Source organism: Psychrobacter glacincola, assembly GCF_904846215.1.
GTDB lineage: Bacteria > Pseudomonadota > Gammaproteobacteria > Pseudomonadales > Moraxellaceae > Psychrobacter > Psychrobacter glacincola.
The window spans coordinates 1-621 of sequence record NZ_CAJGZK010000085.1 but is presented as its reverse complement, the minus strand read 5'-3'; the positions used below and the strand labels follow the sequence as shown (position 1 = coordinate 621).

Below are 621 nucleotides of genomic sequence, written 5' to 3'. Positions count from 1 at the left end.
CTAAATATCACGCGTGGATGCTCACCAAGAGCCAGTAAAGGATCATTGGCAGCTATGGGTTCTTGCTCAAAAACGTCGCTGCCATACCCTAAAATCTGCTCATTGTTAATGGCATCAGCAAGCGCTTGGCTATCCACAATACCACCACGAGCGACGTTGACAAGTAGAGGTTTTTTAGTCATTTTGGCCAAGGTGTCTGCATTAATAAGGTGCTGAGTTTTCTCATTTAACGGGCAATGCAAGCTCAGTACATCGGACTGCGCCAGTACGTCTTCAAACGCTGTATAGTCATCATTACGCGGCATACGCCCTTGGTGCTCCGCCCACAATACCGTCATGCCAAAAGCACGCGCAATATCAGTGACACGTTTGCCAATGGTACCAATGCCAATAATACCCAGCGTTTTATTTTCCAAATCTATAAGCGGGATATCAAGTAGGCAAAAATTACCATTATCTGCCCACGTGCCATCGGTGACTTTATTATGATAATGCAGACCGGCACGCATGGCATTTAGCATCAGCATAAAGGTATGCTCAGGCACGCTTTTCACCGCGTAACCGGCGACGTTATAGAGCGCGATATTATGCTCAGCACAAGCATCTTGGTCAACGTTATTC

At 46.5% G+C, this 621-nt stretch carries 1 protein-coding gene; it reads right to left on the bottom strand.

What is annotated here, in order from left to right; translation table 11 throughout:
- Window positions 1–621 (bottom strand): NAD(P)-dependent oxidoreductase (locus tag JMW90_RS13540; RefSeq protein ID WP_201564764.1); only part of this gene is annotated, 621 nt, incomplete at both ends.